Annotated in this window: 15 protein-coding genes; 7 read left to right on the forward strand and 8 right to left on the reverse strand. The window is 72.9% G+C overall.

Annotated elements, in window-relative coordinates:
* Nucleotides 1-22 precede the first annotated feature (22 nt).
* Nucleotides 23-967, reverse strand: a complete 945-nt coding sequence (locus ACFPGP_RS01935) for a DMT family transporter (RefSeq protein WP_378586135.1) — start codon at nucleotides 965-967, stop codon at nucleotides 23-25.
* Between the two features lie 40 nt (nucleotides 968-1,007).
* Here ACFPGP_RS01935 and ACFPGP_RS01940 point away from each other — a divergent pair, with 40 nt between their 5' ends.
* Genes ACFPGP_RS01940 through ACFPGP_RS01950 form a run of 3 tightly spaced genes read left to right on the forward strand, consistent with a single transcriptional unit; the run spans nucleotide 1,008 to nucleotide 3,268 of the window.
* Entirely contained in the window at nucleotides 1,008-1,505 is a 498-nt protein-coding gene (locus ACFPGP_RS01940) for a MarR family winged helix-turn-helix transcriptional regulator (RefSeq protein WP_378586138.1), read from the forward strand.
* Nucleotides 1,506-1,559: 54 nt separating this feature from the next.
* Nucleotides 1,560-2,933, forward strand: coding sequence for an NAD(P)/FAD-dependent oxidoreductase (locus tag ACFPGP_RS01945; RefSeq protein ID WP_378586141.1), 1,374 nt, complete (start codon nucleotides 1,560-1,562; stop codon nucleotides 2,931-2,933).
* Nucleotides 2,930-3,268 (forward strand): cupin domain-containing protein, encoded by a 339-nt coding sequence (locus tag ACFPGP_RS01950; RefSeq protein ID WP_378586143.1) that lies wholly within the window; start codon nucleotides 2,930-2,932, stop codon nucleotides 3,266-3,268. Before ACFPGP_RS01945 ends, ACFPGP_RS01950 begins: the two co-directional genes overlap by 4 nt.
* On the opposite strand, the gene ACFPGP_RS01955 is transcribed toward ACFPGP_RS01950, so the two are convergent.
* Nucleotides 3,269-3,922, reverse strand: coding sequence for a response regulator (locus tag ACFPGP_RS01955; protein WP_378586145.1), 654 nt, complete (start codon nucleotides 3,920-3,922; stop codon nucleotides 3,269-3,271). It abuts the gene before it with no gap.
* Nucleotides 3,922-5,010 (reverse strand): sensor histidine kinase, encoded by a 1,089-nt coding sequence (locus ACFPGP_RS01960; protein ID WP_378586148.1) that lies wholly within the window; start codon nucleotides 5,008-5,010, stop codon nucleotides 3,922-3,924. Before ACFPGP_RS01960 ends, ACFPGP_RS01955 begins: the two co-directional genes overlap by 1 nt.
* Nucleotides 5,011-5,157: 147 nt before the next feature.
* On the opposite strand from ACFPGP_RS01960, the gene ACFPGP_RS01965 reads away from it, so the two are divergent.
* On the forward strand, nucleotides 5,158-5,772 hold the full coding sequence (locus ACFPGP_RS01965) for a hypothetical protein (RefSeq protein WP_378586151.1): 615 nt from the start codon (nucleotides 5,158-5,160) through the stop codon (nucleotides 5,770-5,772).
* A 12-nt stretch (nucleotides 5,773-5,784) separates the two neighbouring features.
* Here the strand turns inward: ACFPGP_RS01965 and ACFPGP_RS01970 are convergent, their stop codons facing one another.
* Nucleotides 5,785-6,576, reverse strand: a complete 792-nt coding sequence (locus ACFPGP_RS01970; RefSeq protein ID WP_465263239.1) for a helix-hairpin-helix domain-containing protein — start codon at nucleotides 6,574-6,576, stop codon at nucleotides 5,785-5,787.
* 103 nt (nucleotides 6,577-6,679) lie between these two features.
* Between ACFPGP_RS01970 and ACFPGP_RS01975 the strand changes: the two genes are divergently transcribed.
* A complete protein-coding gene (locus tag ACFPGP_RS01975) occupies nucleotides 6,680-7,879 on the forward strand; it encodes an aminomethyl transferase family protein (protein ID WP_378586155.1) in 1,200 nt (399 codons plus the stop codon).
* A 1-nt stretch (nucleotide 7,880) separates the two neighbouring features.
* Nucleotides 7,881-9,485 (forward strand): phytoene desaturase family protein, encoded by a 1,605-nt coding sequence (locus ACFPGP_RS01980; protein ID WP_378586158.1) that lies wholly within the window; start codon nucleotides 7,881-7,883, stop codon nucleotides 9,483-9,485.
* A 1-nt stretch (nucleotide 9,486) separates the two neighbouring features.
* Here the strand turns inward: ACFPGP_RS01980 and ACFPGP_RS01985 are convergent, their stop codons facing one another.
* The 3 genes from ACFPGP_RS01985 to ACFPGP_RS01995 form a co-directional block, all read right to left on the reverse strand.
* Complete coding sequence (locus ACFPGP_RS01985; RefSeq protein ID WP_378586160.1) at nucleotides 9,487-9,987, reverse strand: hypothetical protein; 501 nt, start codon at nucleotides 9,985-9,987, stop codon at nucleotides 9,487-9,489.
* A 90-nt stretch (nucleotides 9,988-10,077) separates the two neighbouring features.
* Complete coding sequence (locus ACFPGP_RS01990) at nucleotides 10,078-10,635, reverse strand: hypothetical protein (RefSeq protein WP_378586163.1); 558 nt, start codon at nucleotides 10,633-10,635, stop codon at nucleotides 10,078-10,080.
* A gap of 106 nt (nucleotides 10,636-10,741) precedes the next feature.
* Entirely contained in the window at nucleotides 10,742-15,847 is a 5,106-nt protein-coding gene (locus ACFPGP_RS01995) for an nSTAND1 domain-containing NTPase (protein WP_378586166.1), read from the reverse strand.
* Between the two features lie 137 nt (nucleotides 15,848-15,984).
* On the opposite strand from ACFPGP_RS01995, the gene ACFPGP_RS02000 reads away from it, so the two are divergent.
* Nucleotides 15,985-16,245 (forward strand): hypothetical protein, encoded by a 261-nt coding sequence (locus tag ACFPGP_RS02000; protein ID WP_378586169.1) that lies wholly within the window; start codon nucleotides 15,985-15,987, stop codon nucleotides 16,243-16,245.
* Between the two features lie 292 nt (nucleotides 16,246-16,537).
* Here the strand turns inward: ACFPGP_RS02000 and ACFPGP_RS02005 are convergent, their stop codons facing one another.
* Nucleotides 16,538-17,008 carry a DUF6325 family protein gene (locus ACFPGP_RS02005; protein WP_378586172.1) on the reverse strand — a complete coding sequence of 157 codons (471 nt, stop codon included), beginning with the start codon at nucleotides 17,006-17,008 and terminating at the stop codon, nucleotides 16,538-16,540.
* Nucleotides 17,009-17,140 lie beyond the last annotated feature (132 nt).

The raw sequence follows: 17,140 nt of genomic DNA on the forward strand, positions 1-17,140 counted from the left end.
GAGAGTAGTGGTCGCCGGGTCCTCAGGCGGCCTCCCGTGCCAGCTCGGGCCGCGAGCGCGCCGACAGGTCGGCGGGTCCGGCGCCGCGCCGCGGTGCGGAGCGGCCACGCAGCGCCGCCAGCACCGCCGGCTGGCCGGCCAGGACGCCGCCGAGCACCAGCACCATCCCCGCCGCGGTGCCGACGCCGAAGGCCTCGCCCGCGACGACGACGCCGAGCAGGGTGGCCACCACCGGGTTGGCCAGCCCGATGAGCGAGACCGCCCCCGCGGGCATGGTCGCCAGGCCGTGGAACCAGCAGAGGTACGCGACCACGGTGCCGACCGTGCCGATCCAGACGTACCCGAGGACCGCGCCGGCGTCCACGGCCGGAGGGGCGCCCTCGACCAGGGCTGCGACCGGCACGAGGAGCAGCCCGCCGGCGACCAGCTGCCACGACACGAGCGTCAGCATGTCCACCGGCGCCGGCCACCGCTTGACCAGCACGAACCCCAGCGACGACATCACCACCGAGCCGAGCGCAGCGGCGACGCCGATCACGTCCACGCCGCCCGGGTCGCGCAGGACCAGCAGCGCGACGCCCACGAGGCCCACGCCGGCCGCGGTGACGCGGACCAGCCCGGGCGGCTCGTGGATGAGCAGCCACGCGAACACCATGACGGCCAGGGGTGCCGAGGCCCCGATCGTGGAGGCCAGACCACCCGGCAGGTGGTAGGCCCCGAGGAAGAGCAGCGGGAAGAACAGCGTGAAGTTGCAGACCCCGAGCACCAGCGAGCGCCACCACCACACGCCGTGGGGGAGGCGTCGTCGCCAGGCGAGCAGCAGCAGGCCGGCCGGCAGGGCACGCACGGCTGCCGCGAAGATCGGCCGGTCCGGGGGCAGGAGCTCGCCCGTGACGACGTACGTCGTGCCCCACGCGAGCGGGGCCACGACCGTGATCAGGGCGGAGCGTGCCGAACTAGTTTCCATGGAAACAATAATAGTTTCCTTGGAAGGTATATTCCCGGTCATGGCAGACACGCGCGACCACGTCGGACGGGTGATGGCGCAGTGGGCGGCCGAGCGGCCCGACCTCGACGTCGCTCCCCAGGGCGTCATCGCCCGGCTGCACCGGGTCGCGGCGGCGCTGACCGAGGAGCTGGTCGCGGTGTACGCCGAGCACGGGCTGGGGGAGGGCGAGTTCGACGTGCTGGCCACGCTGCGGCGCCAGGGGGCGCCGTACGAGCTCACGCCCACCGAGCTCGCCGCCTCGACCATGGTCTCCTCCGGCGCCGTGACCAAGCGGGTGGCGAGGTGCGAGGAGCAGGGCTGGGTGACCCGCCGGGCCAGCGACCGCGACGGCCGGGGCCGGGTCGTGGCGCTCACGACCGCCGGGCGCACGCTCATCGACGAGGCCTTCACGGCCCACATCGCCAACGAGCACCGGCTCGTCGGCGCGCTGAGCGCCCGCGAGCGGGCGGTGCTGGCCACCGTCCTCGAGAAGTGGGCCCTCGAGCTGGGCGTCTGACGTTCACCCCACGCGGAGGAGCGGCGGTTGGGCCGGGTGTGCTTCGATCTGGCCGTGACCACCGCCGACCCCGAGCAGGCGCTGGCCGGCTCCGTGCTGCGCCCGCTGTGGCTCGACACCCCGCTCCGTCCCGACCCCCGCCCCGCGCTCCGCGGCGACCTCGACGTCGACCTGCTCGTCGTGGGCGGTGGCTTCACCGGCCTCTGGACGGCGGTGCGCGCCCTCGAGCGCAACCCCGGCCGGTCGGTGCTGCTGGTCGAGGCCGACCGCATCGCCGAGCAGGCCACCGGTCGCAACGGTGGCTTCTGCGAGGCGAGCCTGACCCACGGCGAGGCCAACGGCCGCAACCGCTGGCCCGACGAGTACGACACGCTCCACGAGCTCGGCCTGCGCAACCTCGACGAGATCGAGGAGGCGGTCGAGAAGCACGGCATCGACTGCGGGTTCGTCCGGGGCGGCACCCTCGCCGTCGCCACCCGACCGCACGAGGTCGCCGACCTCGACCCCCACGAACCCGGCTTCCTCGACCGCGACGCGATCCGCGCGATGGTCGACTCGCCCACCTACCTGGCCGGACGCCAGCACCCCCGCGAGTGCGCGCTGGTCGACCCCGCCCGGCTCGCCTGGGGCCTGGCCGAGCTGGCCGAGCAGCTCGGCGCGACGATCGCCGAGGGCACCCGGCTCGAGTCGCTGACCCGTCGCGGCCGCCGGGTCGAGGCCGTGACCTCTGGCGGCACCGTCCGTGCCCGTGACGTCGTGCTGGCCACCAACGTCTTCCCCAACCCGCTGCGTCGCCTGCGCTGGGCGGTCGTCCCCGTCTACGACTACGTGCTCGCCACCGAGCCGCTGACCGACGACCAGCTCGCCGGGATCCGCTGGGACCCCGCGATCGGCATCTCCGACTGCGGCAACCAGTTCCACTACTACCGGATCACGCCCGACCGCCGGATCCTGTGGGGCGGGTACGACGCGATCTACCACTTCGGGCGCTCGATCGAGCCTGACCACCTCGACCGTGCGGAGACGTTCACGACGCTGGCGCGCAACTTCGCCGCGACCTTCCCGCAGCTCGCCGGCATCCGGTTCACCCACCGGTGGGCTGGCGTGATCGACACCTCGACCCGGTTCTGCGCGTTCTACGGCACCGCCCACCACGGCCGCACCGCCTACGCCACCGGCTTCACCGGTCTCGGCGTCGGGGCGTCCCGCTTCGCCGCGGACGTGATGCTCGACCTGCTCGCCGGCGCGGAGACCGAGCGCACCCGGCTGGAGATGGTGCGCACCAAGCCCCTCCCGTTCCCGCCCGAGCCCCTCGCCTGGGTCGGGATCGAGGCGACCCGCCGATCGCTGGCCCGCCACGACGACACCGGTCGCCGCAACCTCTGGCTGCGCAGCCTCGACCGCCTCGGCCTGGGGTTCGACTCGTGACCGCGGCGGACGAGCGGCTGGTCAGCGCCGACGTGCACGCCGAGGGCGTCGAGCCCGACGGCGCCTCGGCCGCCCTGGCGACCGCGCTCCGCGACCTCGCGTCGTACGACGCCGCAGCGTTCGCGGGTGACGTCGGGCTCTGGGAGGCCGGGCCCGGCACCGACACCGACACCGAGGTCGACGAGCTCTTCCTCGTGCTCTCCGGCGCCGGCACGGTCACCTTCGACGACGGCAGCACGATCACGCTGCGCCCGGGCGTGCTGGTGCGGCTGCACGCCGGCGACCGCACCACCTGGACGATCACCGAGCGCCTCCGCAAGCTCTACGTCGGGTAGTCAGGCGCCGCCGGGACGTACCAGGCCGAGCTCGTACGCCGCGACCGCCGCCTGGGTCCTGTCCCTGACCTCGAGCTTGCGCAGGATCGCGGCCACGTGCGTCTTGACGGTCCCCTCGCCGAGGAACAGCGCCGCCGCGATCTCGCCGTTGGACCTGCCGGCGGCGATGGCGCGCAGCACCTCCGTCTCCCGACCTGTCAGCCGGCCCAGGAGAGGCGAGGGGGCGACCCGGGCCTCCGCGTGCTCGCGCACGAGGCGCTCCACGAGCAGCGGCGCCAGGGCGACCTCGCCCCCGGCAGCGGCGCGGACGGCCGCGCGGATCTCCTCGGGGGGCATGCTCTTCAGCAGGTAGCCCACCGCCCCGGCCCGGACCGCGGCGACCAGGAGCGCGTCGTCGGCGAACGTCGTCAGGACCACCACCCGGACGGCCCGGAGGCCCGGATCGGCGGTGATCCGCCTCGTGGCCTCGATGCCGTCGAGCCGCGGCATGCGGATGTCGACCAGGACCACGTCGGGCCGGTGCTGGTGCGCCAGACGAACGGCCGCGAGACCGTCCTCGCCCTCGCCGACGATGTGGAGCTCCTCGTCACGCTCGAGGACCAGCCGCAGGCCCTGGCGCACCAGCGGTTCGTCGTCGACGACCACGACGCGCATCAGGCGCCGCCCAGGGGGATGCGGGCCTCGAGGAGCCAACCTGAGGGCGTGTCCCCGTACTCCAGCGTGCCGTGGAACAGGCCGAGGCGCTCGCGCAGCCCGACGAGACCGCGACCGCTCGACGGCACCCGCGGGGCGACCGCGTGCCCGTCGTCGCGGACCGTCGTCCGGACCTCGCCGGGCTCCCGTCGCACCTCGACGACCGCCCGTCGCGCCGCGGAGTGCCGGACCACGTTGGTCAGCCCCTCCTGGACGACCCGGTAGACGGTGGTCTCCACGCTGGCGGGCAGGCCGTCCGCCGCGACCGCCAGGTCGACATCGATCCCCTGCCCCCTCACCCCCTCGACCAGCTGGGGCAGGTGCGCGAGGCCGGGGGCCTCGTCCTCGCCCGGGCCGAGCAGCTCGAGGAAGCGGTGCAGGTCGACGAGCGCCTCGCGTCCGGCGTGCTCGATGTACTCGAAGGCCGTCCGGTCCTGCGGTTGACGGGTTCCCTCGCGGGCACCGCCGGCGTGCAGGGTGATCAGGGTGAGCGCGTGGCCCAGTGAGTCGTGGAGGTCACGGGAGATGCGTTCACGTTCGTCCGCCACGGCGTCCCGGGCGGCCCGGTCCGCCTCGACCTCGGCGGCCACCCGTCGATCGGTCGCGATCCTGACGAGGTGCGCCGATCCCCAGGCGGCCACGACCACGGTCGCATTGACCACGAGGTCGGCCGGGGTGGAGCCGTCGACCAGCGCGGACGGGACCGCCGCCAGCAGGGTGAGCCCCACGCCCAGTGCCCCGGCCGCCGTGCCGGCGTACCAGCCGAGCGAGGCCAGCAGGAACAGCAGCGCCAGGAAGGGCACCGCGACCGGCGCGCTGCCGAGCAGGGGCTGGCACGCGAACGCGAGCGCGACCACGCCCACCGCGCCGACCGGGGACACGCGACGGATCGTGAACGCGGGCAGCAGCGCGAGGGAGAGGAGGTGCAGTCCTGCCAGGCTCCCGTCGACCTCGCCGGGATCGACCGTGAGGAGCTCCAGCTCCGCTGCGGCCACGACCGCGAGCCCGAGCAGGGCGTCGCGGACCAGGCCCGATCGGAGGACCCTCACGCCGTGATCGTAGGGACCGGGTGTCGTCCCTGTCCTCTGTCTCGAGGCAGAGGTGGTCTGGCCACGAGGCAGAGGTGACCGACCCGACGCTGCGCCTAGCGTCGCGCTCGCCGGCCCTCCGGACCGGCACGACCGAGGGAGATCGCCATGACCGTCACCGTCTCGCCCACCCGCCCGAACGACGTGTCCGGCAGCACCGACCGAGGGTCGCGACTGGTCTGCGTCGCCGGCTCCCTCCTGGTGTCGGCGGCGGTGCTGCTCTGCACCGTCTCCGGATCGTCCGGCGAGGCCGTCGTCCACTCGCTGCGCGACTCGGGAGTGCCGCTTCAGGTCGGCGCCGGTGTCGCGGCGTTCGGTGCTGCTGCGCTGCTGGTGGCGGCCTCACGCCTCGGTCACGGTCGGGGGCCCGCAGGGTCGGTGATGACGCTGGCGGGGGCCGGCGTCGCCCTCACGACCGCCCTGTACTACGCCGTCTTCGGCGCCGCCGTCGCCACGGCAGACGTCGCGCTGGACACTCCGCACGACGGACTCGGCGAGGCGACGCTCCTGCTGCTCAACGTGGCCGACTTCGCCCGCTACGCGCCCGGCCTGGCCCTGGTGGCGGCGGCCGTCTGGGCCCGTCGCAGCCTGCCGAGCGGGCTGTGGGTCCCCGCCGCCGTGCTGGCACTCCTGGCGGCCGTCCCGTGGACCGCCTGGGTCGCTGCGGTCCTCATCCCGCTGTGGCTCGGGGTGGCCGGGGCCGTGGTGCGGCGCGTGGCCTGAGGCGCCCTCGCCTCAGGAGCGCGGCCACCCAAATCCGGCCTCGGAGATCGCCTCGCGCAGCCGGTCGACCGCGACCGGCCCGACGCCGTGCATCGCGGCGACCTCGGCCTCGGACTTCGTCGCGACCGCCTCGAGCGTGGTCAGTCCGGCGGCCCGCAGCGCCCGGGCCGCGGGAGCGCCGACGTGGGGCAGGGGAGTGCCGGCGGGACGCGGCGCCCGCTCGCGCGGGGCGGGCAGGCCGGCGTCGACGACCGACTCGCCGCGCGGCGAGAGCCGGTAGCCGATGTCGAGCGACTCCGTCAGCCCGAGGTCCTTGAGCTTGCGCACGTCGCGCTTGAAGTCCTGCGTCTCGCGGCCCACCTGTGCCGCGAGGTCGGCGGCTCGCACCTCGGGGTTGCGGTCGATGAGGTCGAGCGTCGCGCGGGTCCACGCGCCGACGGGTGAGGCGCGGTCGAGCCGGTCGAGCCGGGCCTCGATCTGGGTGAGCTCGCCGGCCGTGGGCACGGCCTCGCGCAGCGCCACCCGGGGGTCCTCGCCGGCCCAGGTCAGCCCGACCCGCCACGCGGGGCGCTCGGCCCGGGCCGCCAGTGCCTCGCGGAGCGCCGCGGCGGAGGCGGCCCCGGCGCGGCGCGCGTCGTCCGCGGTGAGCCGCGCGACGTTCACCTTCTCGACCGAGGTCACCTCGACCAGGCCCACCGGCGTGCGCATCCGGGTGCCCACCACGACTCGCGGCCGCTCCCAGCGGCGGAAGGCCAGGTCGATCTCCCCGCGCTTGATGGCCGCCAGCTCGGCGGGACGGATCATCACGGACCCACCCCATCACATCCCGACAAGGGTCTGGACTGACTGACTGGTCATTCAGTAGCGTGCGGGCAAGGCGCGCGACCCCGACGAAGGACGGTCGACGATGATCAGGACCACCCCGTTCCACGAGCGGCTCGACGAGCTCAACGAGACCAAGCGCTGGGGCCACTGGGCCGGCTACCTCTCGGCGCTGAGCTACACCTCGTCCGCGAAGCACGAGTACTTCGCCGTCCGCAACAGCGCGGGCTTCTTCGACACCTCGCCGCTCTACAAGTACCGGATCGTCGGTCGCGACGCCGAGAAGTTCCTCGGCGGCGTGATGACCCGCGACATCCGCACCTGCAGGCCCGGCCGCGCGCAGTACACGATCTGGTGCGACGACCGCGGCTGGGTGCTCGAGGACGGCGTGGTCTTCCGGCACGCCGACAACGAGTTCCTGCTGACCTCGGCGGAGCCCAACCTCGGCTACCTCAGCGACCTGGTCGGCCGCCTCGAGGTGAGCATCGAGGACGCCACCGAGGAGTACGGCATGCTCGCCGTGCAGGGGCCGCGGTCGAAGGTGATCCTCGGCAAGCTGGCCCCGGAGGTCGAGGGCCTGCCCTACTTCGGCCACACCGAGGCCAAGATCGCCGGAGCCCCGGTGACGATCTCGCGCACCGGTTACACCGGCGACCTCGGCTACGAGGTGCGGGTCGGCAGCGACGACGCGCTCGGGGTCCTCGACGCGGTCATCGAGGCCGGCGAGGGGCACGGCTTCCGCCCGTTCGGCGAGGAGGCCCTGCTGATGACGCGCATCGAGGCCGGGCTGGTGCTCATCAACGTGGAGTTCTCCTCCAGCCGCCTGGCCTGGACCGACCACGACCGGATCACGCCGAAGGAGCTCGGCTTCGGCTGGATGCTCAAGGGGATCGACGCCGACGACCGCCCGTTCATCGGCCGCAACGCGATCCGCCGCGAGCTGGCCGAGGGCACGTCGCGCTGGGCGTCGGTCGGGATCCTGCTCGACTACGCCGACTACGAGCGGGTGTACGCCGAGGCCGGCCTGATCGCGCCGCGCGACGAGACCCCCCTCGACTGGGAGTCGATGCTGTACGACGACGACGGTGAGCGCGTCGGGTACGCGACGAGCCTCATGTACTCGCCGATCCTGCAGCGGCACATCGCGATGGCGCGGGTCCGCCCCGACCTCGGCGCCCCGGGCTCCAAGGTCAACGTCGAGCTCACGATCAACCACGAGTACCGGACGGTGGCCGCCGGCGTGACCCGGCTCCCGTTCTTCAACCCTCCACGAAAGACGGCCTGACATGGCAGCCAAGGACAAGTCGAAGGACAAGACCTACGACGTCATCGTCATCGGTGGCGGGCACAACGGCCTCGTCAACGGCGCCTACCTCGCCAAGGCGGGGCTCAAGGTGCTCATCGTCGAGCGACGCGACCTCGTGGGGGGTGCTGCGATCACGGAAGAGCTGCGGCCGGGCTTCTTCTTCACGTCGTTCTCCTACGCGCTGAGCCTGATCCGGCCCGACATCGTGCAGGACCTCGAGCTCGTCAAGCACGGCTTCATGCCGATCCTGATGCCGACGTCGTTCGCCCCGATGGAGAACGGCGACTACCTGCTCCTCGGCCAGGACCGCGACGAGAACATCAAGGAGGTGATGCGGCACTCGCCGCACGACGCCGACGCGATGGACCGTTACGACTACGACATGGAGCGGGTCTGCCAGCTGGTCAAGCCTCTGTTCGACAAGGTGCCGCCCAACATCTTCGGCACCTCCGAGGAGGACGTCGCCGCCACCGCCGACCTGGTCTCGCACCTCAAGGGCGCCGACCAGAAGGTCGTGCACGACCTGGTCCGGCTGCTCACCGGGAGCGCCGCGGACTTCCTCGACGACTACTTCGAGAGCGACATCCTCAAGGGCTACATCGCCTCGACCGGGATCATCGGCACCAAGGTCGGGCCGATGTCGCAGGGCTCCGGGCTGGTGCTGCTCTACCACACGCTCGGCGAGCACGACGGCCACTTCGGCGCCTGGTCGTTCCACAAGGGCGGCAACGGCGGCTTCACCCAGCTGCTGGCCCGGGCGGCCGAGTCGTTCGGCGCCGAGATCCTGCTCAACGCCCACGTCGACTGCGTCATCACCAGGGACGGCAAGGCCGTCGGCGTCGCGCTCGAGGACGGCACCGAGCTCAAGGCGTCCACCGTCGTCAGCGCGCTCGACCCCCGGCGCACGTTCACCCAGCTGGTCGAGCCGCGCGAGCTGCCGGCCGACCTGGTGGAGAACATCAACCGCTTCCGCTTCCAGGGGACCTCGGCCAAGGTCAACTTCGCCCTCGACGGGGCTCCGCGCTACCCGGCCATGGGCGACCGCACCGACCAGTACGGCGGGTTCATCAACATCGGCCCGTCGATGCGCTACCTCGAGAAGGCCTTCGACGACGCGAAGTACGGCTGGTACAGCCAGCGCCCCTACATCGACTGCGCGATCCAGTCGTTCGTCGACCCCGACATGGCGCCGCCGGGCAAGCACGTCATGTCCTGCTTCGTGCAGTACGCGCCGTACCACCTCGAGGGCAGCGACTGGGACACCGAGCGCGAGAACTTCGCCGACACCGTGCAGGCGACCTTCGAGTCGTTCTTCCCGGGCTTCGGCGACCTCGTGCTCCAGCGCGAGGTGCAGACGCCGCTCGACATCGAGCGCACCGTCGGGCTGACCGAGGGCAACATCTTCGCCGGCGAGTTCCTCGCCCCGCAGATGTACTTCTTCCGGCCGGCCCCCGGCTACGCGCAGTACCGCACGCCGATCGAGGGCTACTACCAGTGCGGCTCCGGGACCCACCCCGGCGGCTGCGTGGTCGGCGCCCCGGGCAAGCTCGCGAGCCAGCAGATCCTCAAGGACCTGAAGAAGTAGGTCACGGCGCTGCGCGGCGCCGCGCGCGCAGGATCTCGGCCAGGCGGGGGAACTCGGTCCTCGCGTGCTCGTCGAGCCCCCGGGTGAAGGCGGCGGTGAAGTAGAGCCGCCACAGCGGGTCGAGGACCCGTCGCCACCCGTTCCAGCCGGCGGTGAGGGTGTGGCGCAGCCCGACGCGGTCGCCCTCGTCGCGCACCGTCAGTGCGAGGTGCACCGGGAGCGGCAGCCGCCACGGGCGCAGCTGCCACACGATCCGGTGCCCGGGGTCCGCCACCACCACGGTGGCGCCCATCCGCAGATGTCGTGAGCCGACGACCTCGTCCATCCACACGCGGTCGCCGACGTGACCCCCGCCCGGCCCGGGCTCGACCACGTGGAACTCGCGGTGGGTGCCGGGCCACCACGCCGAGTACGCCGTGTCGTCGCACTCCAGCATGAAGTCGGTGACCTCGCGTGCGCTCACCCCCCGCAGGTCCACCTCGGTCTGCATCGTCAGCACCATGACCACCTCCCGCCGTCTCCAGCCCACACCTGCGCGGCGGGTCGGCGACAGGGGCAGAGGTCACCGGTCGTCGGGGAGGGCCCGCGAGGCTCAGCCGATGAGCTGGACGGCGTAGTCGCAGGGTGCGAGGTCCAACGACGGGTGGGGCCCGGCGACCCAGAAGTCGGTGTCGGCGAGCCACTCGCCCCCGGGCTCGTCGTCGCCACCGGTATCGAACAGGTACGAGAAGTGGACAGAACCCGAGTTGCGCTCGACGACCGTCCCGTCGGAGTCGACCACGACGAACGGCTGGCCGGCGTCCACGGCCCGGAACTCGAAGATCGAGCCCTCCACCCGCGTGGCGGAGACCTCGTTGAACAACGACCGCCCGCTGATCGTGAACCAGTCCCCGGTCTCCGGGTTGGTCCACGTCTCGCTCCAGCTCGTGCGGTTGACGACGGGAAACGCGCCGGCGTCCTGGTTCGTGCCCTCACGGACCAGGAAGAGGTCGTCCCTCCACCCGGTCACCTCGACCGGGAACCCGCAGTCCTCGGCATGGCTCCACTCCTCGTGCAGGGTGAAACGCTCGCGGATGGTCGCCGCTGCGGGTGCCGCTCCCGCAGCTGTCAGCACGCCGACCGTCACCAGCAACGCCGTCGTCCGTCGCATCGTCACGCCTCCTCACCGGCCATCGCCCAGTTGCGCCGGCCACAGGCAGGGGACGTTAGGCGGCGACACTGGAAGAACGCTTGAACCGTGAGGAAGCCGGTCCCTGCTAGCAGGCGGCGGGGTAGCGCGAGCACTCCTCCGGCGACAACCCCCGCGTGACGCTGCTCTCGGCGATCGCGACCAGGTCCTGCGGGTCGAGGGCCCAGACCCGGGCCAACCCGTCCGCGCTCGCCGAGGCGAGCTTGGTGCCGTCGGCGCTGAAGGCGACGTCGGTGACCGTGCCGCTGTGACCGCGCAGCATGATCTGCTCGACTCCTGTGGTGGCCTCCCAGAGCCGCACTGTGCCGTCCGCGCTCGCGGTCGCCACGCGCGTGCCGCTCGGCGCGAACTCGACGTCGGTGGCGTTGCCGGTGTGGCCCACGAAGCGGGCGACCTCCTCACCTGTCCGGACGTCCCAGATGCGCACGGGACCGAAGACGGGAGCCACGGCGAGCAGCGATGCGTCCGCAGAGAAGGACAGCCTCCCCCCTCCCGGGAACGTGTGCCTGACGGTGCCGTCTCGCCAGCTCCAGACCGTGACCCCGGCGCGGCTGGGGTCGAGCCGTCCCGCAGGGGTGTGGGAGACGGCCAGGAGCTCCCCGTCGGGACTGAACCGTGCGCCCAGAGCGATGTGACCGCTCTCCTCGTCCAGCCTCACCAGCGGCGGCCCCTGTTGCGGCTCGACGACCTCGACGCGTCCGTTGCCGTGCACCAGCGCCAGCACGGTCCCGTCGGGGCTCCAGGCGACGTCGGCCACCCCGGTCGCCGAGCCCACCGTAGCGGGCGCGCTCGTGCGCTCCGGCCCCCGGACCGTCACGAGGCCGCCGATGCTGGACGCGACCTCGCCGTGTGGGCCCACGCTGAGCGGGACGACGGCGGCGGGTCCGCGGCGCTGCCCCCGGAGGGTCGTGGTCCCGGCCGCGGTCCGGACGTCCCAGACCCGGATCGAACCGTCGTCGCTCGCGGTGACGAGCTGAGCGCCGTCGCGGGTGAACCCGAGCAGCGGGGCCGCGCCGGCATCGACGTTGGTCCACTCCGCGTCGCCCGTCACCCCGACGTCGAAGACCTTGACCGCCGTGCCCTCCTGGTCACCGGCCATGACCTGCTGCCCGTCCGGGGAGAACGCGACCCACAACCCGCCCCCGCGTTCCTGGACGGGGATGGACAGGACCTGCCGGCCGCCGGTCCCGTTCAGTGCCCACACCCTGACCGTGCCGTCCCCCGACCCGGTCACCAGCCTCGCGGAGTCCGCGCTCCAGTCGGTGGCCACGACGGGGCCGAGGTGGCCGTACAGCGACGACCACAGCTTGCCCGAGCGCGCGTCGTGGATCCGCACCTGGCCGGTGATGGGGGAGGAGGCGATCCAGCGACCGTCCGGGCTCCAGTCGACCCCGTTGACTCCACCCTCCGGGTTCGGCAGCGTGGCCACGGCGGTCCCGGTACCGACGTCGACGACGACGGACTCGGACCCGAAGGTGCCGATGGCGAGCCGCCGCCCGTCCGGGCTGAACGAGGTCGTGAGCGACGGCAGGAGTCCGCCTGCCTTGCTGACGAGATCTCCGGTGGACACCTCCCACACCCGCACGACCCCCGACTCCCAGTGGGAGGCGGCGACCAGTGAGCCGTCCGGGCTGAAGCTCACGCCCCAGACCTGCCCCGGCGGGCCCTCGAGGCTCTGCAGCTCGCGGCCGGTCCGCGGGTCCCACACCCGCACCGCCCCGTCGTCCCCGCTGGTGGCGAGGAGGGAACCGTCGTCGCTGAAGACCGCCAGGTTCACGTCGCCGTCGTGCCCCCGGAAGGAGCGCACCGACTCGCCGGTGGCGGCGTCGCGGACGTCCACCAGGCCGCTCTCCTCGGGCCCCTCCGTCACGAACAGGTCGCCGTGCGGGCTCCAGTCCAGCGCCCCGCCGAGCCCGGGCACCCGCAGCACGATGCGCGAGGCCAGGACGGCACGGTGCAGCGCCTCCCACACCTCCGGCGGTGTCCCACCCCCGCCGGCCCGGCTCTCCTCCACCGCTGCGAGCGCCAGCAGCACGCTCCGCTCGGGGTCCACGTCGATGTTGGCCACGGCGGCGGCGGCGAGCTCCCTGGTGACTGCGTCCCTCCGCGCGCGTTCGGCCTCGTGGCGCTGGTCCACGGCGAGCAGGACCAGGGCACCCGCGACGAGGACTCCTGCGGTCAGCGCCCCGACGAGGTACCGGGACCGCCGGAGCGACCGGCGTTCGAGCGACCGCTCCCGCTGCTGCCGGGCGGCATCCTCGGCACGCAGCCGGTCGCGCTGCTCGGCAGACGCCCGGAGGAACGCGTCCTCCTCCGGCGTCACGCCCAGGTCGGTGCGGGCGCGCCACGATTCGAACAGCTCCAGGCGTGCGCCCGCGGCCAGGAACGACGGCTCACCGGACGCCTCGCGCCAGTCACGGACGGCTCGTGCCAGCCGCCTCTGGACGACGAGGTCGTCCTGGGCGTCCTCGACCCACCCTTCGAGACGGGCCCAGGCGTCGAGCAACGACTCGTGCGCGAGCTCGACGGTCGGTGCCCTGCTGTCGGTGTCGCGGTCGAGCGAGAGGAGGCGGCGGCGGACGAAGGCGTCGACCACCTGGTCCATCTCCGCCGGGTCGTCCGCAAGCGACCCGAGCTCGGCGCGGAGCACGCGGCGCCGCGTGGGCCTGGCGCCGTCGCCGCGCTGGACCAGGCGCAGGAAGAGCTGTCGTGCGCGGTCCTGCTGACGGGGCGACAACGACGCGTAGGTCTCCTCGGCACCACGCGCGACCGCGCCGGCCACCCCGCCGAGATCGGCGTACGCCGCCAGCGAGAGCGTGGACGTGCTAGCACCGTCGACCAGCTCTGCCAGGGCGAACTGCAGCAGCGGGAGGCCGCCGGGCTGGTCGTGGACGTCCGAGACCAGCCGGGCGACCAGGCTGGGCTCGAGCACGAGTCCGGCGCGCTCGGCGGGACCCGCGATGGAGCGCTCCAGCTCCTCCGGGGTGAGCGCGACGACGAGCTCGGTCCCCGACCTCAGGTGCGAGGCGAAGCCGGAGTGGGCCAGCGGTCGGTCGAGGAAGTCCGCACGGAGCGTCAGCACGACGCGGAGCCGGCCCCCGGGCGTGGCGGCCGCCTCGTCGAGTGCGGCGAGGAAACGTGAGCGCGTGACCTCGTCGGCGTCCGTGAACACCCCCTCGAACTGGTCGATGACGAGGAGCAACCGCGAACCGTCGTCCGGGAGCAGCCACTCGACGGCGGCGAGCAGCGCCTCCCCTCCCCGCTCCAGCCCCTCGAACAGGTCCCGGGGCGGGACCGTTGGTGCCAGGGCGAGGAAGGCGGCCGCCAGGTCCACGAAGGGGTGCGCACCGGGCGTCATCTCGGCGACGAGCCAGCGCTCCGATCCGCTGACCGCGCCGGCACGCATCGCGGGCACCAGCCCGGCGTGCACCACCGAGGACTTGCCGCTGCCCGACGGGCCGACCAGGGCCACGATCCGGCTGCTGTCGCTCTCGTCGGCCAGGCGTTCGACGAGATGGCACACCAGGTGCTCGCGACCGAAGAAGTCTGCTGCGTCCGGCTCCTCGAAGGGGCGCAGTCCCTTGTACGGGTTGTGCGCCGGGATCCGGGAGAGGTCGGGGGACGGCGTGGCCCGCAGCGCCGCCACGACCGCGTCCACCAGTGAGGGCACGTCCGCATACCTGTCGGCCGGCTCGGAGCAGGTCGCACGTCGGACCACGGTCTCCAGACCGGGCGGGAGGTCGGGGCGCAGGCTGGCCAAGGACGGCAGGTCGTCGGCCCGTCCGTCGGCGTCGTTGGCGGTCCCGGCCAGCTCCCACGGGTGCTGACCGGTGAGCATCTCGAACAGGACCAGTCCCAGGCGGTAGATGTCGGCCCGCTCCGTCGGGGTCTCCCCCCGAACCTCCTCGGGGGAGAGGTAGTGGACCGACGAGCCCGTCACCGGTGACAGGTCGTCCTCGCGGAGCTGGTCGAGACCGCGCGCGATCCCGAAGTCGGACAGGTAGGCGTTGCGCTCCTCGTCGAAGAGGATGTTGGCCGGCTTGACGTCGCGGTGCACCACGCCGTTGCGGTGAGCCGTGGCAAGTGCAGCTCCGACGTGCTCGACCACCGCGAGCGCCTGGTCGGCCGGCAGAGGGCCCTGCGCCAGGACGTCGCGGAGGCTTCCACCGCGCAGCAGCCGCATCACCAGGAAGGCGCCGGACGGCTCACGCCAGAAGTCGTAGAGAGGCACGATGCGGGGATGCTCGAGCCGGGCGACGAGCCGGGCCTCGACCTCGAAGCGCCGGATGAAGGCGGGGTCGTTCGCGAAGCGCGGGCGCACGACCTTGACGGCGACATCGCGGCCCACCTGGGGCTGGCTCGCCCGGTGGACCACCCCGAACGAGCCCTCACCGATCCGTTCCAGGAGGCGGAGTCCGCGCACCGGGATTCCCGCGGAGTCGAGGGCGGGGTCCTGGTCGAGGATCCGCTGCTCGAGCCGCTTCAGGTCGGCCGAGGGCTCCAGCCCCAGTTCCCGCACGAGGTGGGTCCGTGCCCGCCGGTACGTCGCGAGTGCCTCCGACTGGCGGCCGGACCGGTACAGCGCCGTCATCAGCTGCGCCCACAGCGCCTCGCGAAGCGGATGAGCGGTGGTCAGCGCCTCCAGCTCGGCGACGAGCTCGCGGTGCCTGCCCAGGGCGAGCTCGACGACGATGCGTTCCTCGGTCGCCGTCATCCTGAGCTCGTCGAGACGCGCGATCTCGCTGCGCAAGGACGGTTGGTCGGCGAGATCCTCCAGCGCGCTGCCACGCCACAGCGCCTCCGCCCGCCGGTAGTGGAGCACCGCCTCGTCCGCATCGATCGGAGTGCTGGTCCGGGCATGTTCGACGAGCGTCGTGAAGGCCTCGGCGTCGATCTCCGATGGGTCAGCGAGCAGGACGTAGCCGCCGTGCCGGGTCACCAGTCGTTCCGGGCCGATGCCCTTGCGCAACCTCGAGACATAGGTCTGGAGCACATTGCGCACCGCAGGTGGAGGGTCGTCGTCCCAGACGAGGTCGATCAGGCGGTCGGTCGCGACCACCCGGTTCACGCGGATCAGGAGGTGGGCCAGGACCGTGCGCTGCTTGCGGCCACCGAGGGAGATCGCGCCGTCGCGACCCTCGGCTTCCAGAGGCCCGAGAAGCCGGAACTCCACGTGGGCACCGTAAGCCCTGGTGCCGTCGCCGGACCGACGAACCGAGTCCAGAGTTCTTCAAGAGCGCGCCCGTACGGTCCTCCCGGACCTTCCCCGGGGACGGCCCGGGAGGGGTTCCTCGACGAAGGGAGAGAGACGTGAGGGCGACACTGGTCAAGGGGGTGCTGCTCGCGCCGGTGCTCGTGCTGGTGCTGTGCCAGACGGCCTCGGCGCACAACCGGGCCCACGTGATCCTGCCGAGCGGCGAGTGCCTCGTCGTGGGGTCGGAGGAGTCGGTGACACTGCCCGACGGGACGCTGCTCGACCTCCGGCCGGAGACCTACCCGGCCGACGAGGTCGGCACGGCGTACGCGGCCGAGGAGGGCTTCTCGAGGCTCCAGAAGGGGCCCTGCCCGTAGGGGGCAGCAGCTGCGATCCCCGGGCACAGGCAGAGGGGCTCGAACGTGCCCCTCTGCCTGTCTGAGCGCGGGGTCCTCGACGCGAGGGACCCGCCTCGTGCCTCAGAATCGCCGGTCGCGCCGGTCCTCCCGTCGGTCTCCGCGGTCGTCGCGCCGGTCCTCGCGCCGGTCGCTGCGCCGGTTGACGCCGTGGGCGACGACGGCGACGGTGCCGACGGTCGCCGCGGTCCTCGCGACCGGCGCCGGTCCCACTGCCGATGCGCGCCGCATCCTGCGTGCTGCGAGTGGCATGTCAGCCCTCCCTCTCCTGGTCTTCCTCGATCACGGCGAGCAGCGCCTGGATCGGGATCCGACCGCTGGCGACCAGCTGGCCGCCGGCGTGACGCACGGCCGACGCGAACGGCGCCGCCCACAGGTTCTCCCAGACGAGGAGGGCCGCGGTGCTGCCGGGGTCGACGGCCGCGGCGATCGCCTCGACGTCCTGCTCGCTGAGGAGCATGGCGACCGCGGTCTCGTAGGCACGCAGCTCGCCGAGCTCGCCGTCCTCGAGGTCGGTGAGCTCGAAGAACTCGGTCGCGCCGTCCTCGTCCTTGCGGATCAGCAGCAGGTCGAGCACCCGCACGGTCCCCGCCTCGACGAGGGCCTGCAGAGCGGGAGCGACCTTGCCGTTGAACTTGCTGCCCGGGAACTCCACCACGATCCAGTCGACCGGACCGAGCTCGTCGAGCTCGTCCGGCAGTGGTTCGGTGATCTGGTCCGTCATGCACCTGCCTCCTTCGAAGGCCGCGACCCCGTGACCGATCGGTCACCGGTACCCGCGACCCTCGTCGGGTGCGGCGCCCTGCGCATCACCCCGACAGGGTGACCCCGGTGCCGGCCGGGGCCACCCCGCCTC

Origin of the sequence: Nocardioides taihuensis, assembly GCF_042657275.1 — a bacterium.
Classification (GTDB): Bacteria; Actinomycetota; Actinomycetes; order Propionibacteriales; family Nocardioidaceae; genus Nocardioides; species Nocardioides taihuensis.